At 55.0% G+C, this 1,819-nt stretch carries 2 protein-coding genes; both read right to left on the bottom strand.

Going from position 1 to position 1,819, the window contains the following annotated elements; translation table 11 throughout:
- Nucleotides 1-85 precede the first annotated feature (85 nt).
- Entirely contained in the window at nucleotides 86-1,348 is a 1,263-nt protein-coding gene (locus tag DZ54_RS26575; RefSeq protein WP_025675518.1) for an RHS repeat domain-containing protein, read from the bottom strand.
- Nucleotides 1,349-1,365: 17 nt separating this feature from the next.
- On the bottom strand, nucleotides 1,366-1,819 hold a 454-nt coding region (locus DZ54_RS23855; protein ID WP_205619435.1), incomplete at its 5' end, for a hypothetical protein.

A 1,819-nucleotide genomic window follows, 5' to 3' on the forward strand; every position in this document is an offset into this window, starting at 1 on the left:
AGGTTGCGAGGCTTTTTGCTGCCGTGCCCCAACACTTGGCCATTGGGATTGAGGGTGAATCGGTGGCTACCGCGGTGGTTGTCATCTATCCCGGTGAGGCGGTCAAGGGCATCGTAGTGGTAACACCGCAACGGGTCTTGGTGTTGGCCCAGCCTTGTTGTGTCAGTAGGCCTCGCTCACTCCATTGATGGGTTAAACGAAAACCTTGTTGGTTACCTCTCTGTTGCTCTTGCCCTTGTGGGGTATAGGCAAAATCAAGCGGCTGGTGAGCACCGATTTGAACCTGTGTCAGCTGATGATGGTGCCAGTCATACTGGCGCGCGGTTTCTGTGCCTTTGGCCTCTATACGGCGTCCCGCTTCATCGTACTGATAGGCCAGTGTGGTGCCATTAAGGGTTTCTTCCACCAATAACCCTGCCGGGCTATAGCGTAGCCCTACCCACGCGTCACCATTTTCGGCATAGGTCAAGCGCGAGGCCGCGTCGTATTCGTACCAGGTTTGCCCCGCTGGTGCGCCCGACGCGTCGAGGGTGTGGATGTGGCTAACCCGACCCCCTTGGTCGTAGTCGTATTGGTGTTGATAGCCATCAGGTTTGGTATGACGACTCAGCCGCCCTGCTACATCGTACTCGTACTGCTCGACGCGCTTATCATAGTGCTGTTGGCTAACTACACGCCCTTGTTTATCAAAGGTGTAGCGCCAGTCATGGCCTTGACTGTTAGTGACCCCTGCAAACTGGGCTTCGGCATTGTAGTGGTAGCGAGTCACCGCCCCGAGAGGGTCAATTGCCTGTGACAATAAGTCAAACGCGTCGTAATCGAACGACTGGCTATGCCCCAGTGCATCGGTGACTTTGACCAGATTACCTTCAATGTCGTATTCAAAGTAAGCGGCGGTGCCATCTTCGTAACAGACGCTACGTGGCGTGAGGCTGTCACCTTGGTAGTGCCAAGTCCGTACCAAGTTATTGTCACTGACGCGTCGGCATAACCGTCCTTGGCGGTCGTATTCAAAGCGCATGCCCATCCCAACTTGGGGCTGCACGCGGGCCAATAACCCGAGTTCATTATAGGTATAGCGCGTGGTGGTGCCATCGGGCTCCGTCAGGCTCTCGCGATGGCCTTCTGGGGTGTAAGTCAGCGTGGTTTCCCGCCCTTCAGGGTCGGTCGCGGCAATCACATCCCCTTGTGGGTTGTATTGATACGTCCATGTCGCACCTTCAGGGTCGGTATAACCGAGTAGATACCCTTCCTCGCTGTACTGGTAGGCATGCACCGCCCCATCCGGTAGCACTACGTCGGTCACATTCCCCCAATCATCGTAGGCATAGAAGGTTGTCTCACCCAATGCATTGGTTTGGCTAATCAGGTTGTCGTTATCCCACGTTGAGTGATGGTGCTACCATCTGGCGCCACGGTTTTCACCACGCGGTTGCGTTCGTCTAAGTGATAAGCGGTAATGCCACCAAACGCATTTTTGTAGTAATGGATCCGCTGCGCGTCGTCGTAGCGGATGTGGTCATTCCAGTAGTCACCCGCACAGCGTGTCGCAAGCGCTCGGCCTTGCTTATCATAATCATGCTCAACCCAGGTATTGGCCTTATCTTGCCAACGAATAAGGTGGCCGGCTTGATTGTATTGGTAGTCAAAATTCCGCCCCGCTTCCGCGCGCACCGAGAGCAAAAAGCCTTGGTCGTCATAATGATACTGCGCCAATTCACGGATCACCGATTTATCGCGCTCACACAAGGTTAAGGCGGTAATGCGGTTGAYSMTCACCTGACCGTGCCCATTGACCGAATGAGGCAGGAAGGCGAGC

Origin of the sequence: Salinivibrio socompensis S35, from assembly GCF_000513715.1 — a bacterium.
In the GTDB taxonomy this organism is placed as follows: Bacteria; Pseudomonadota; Gammaproteobacteria; order Enterobacterales; family Vibrionaceae; genus Salinivibrio; species Salinivibrio socompensis.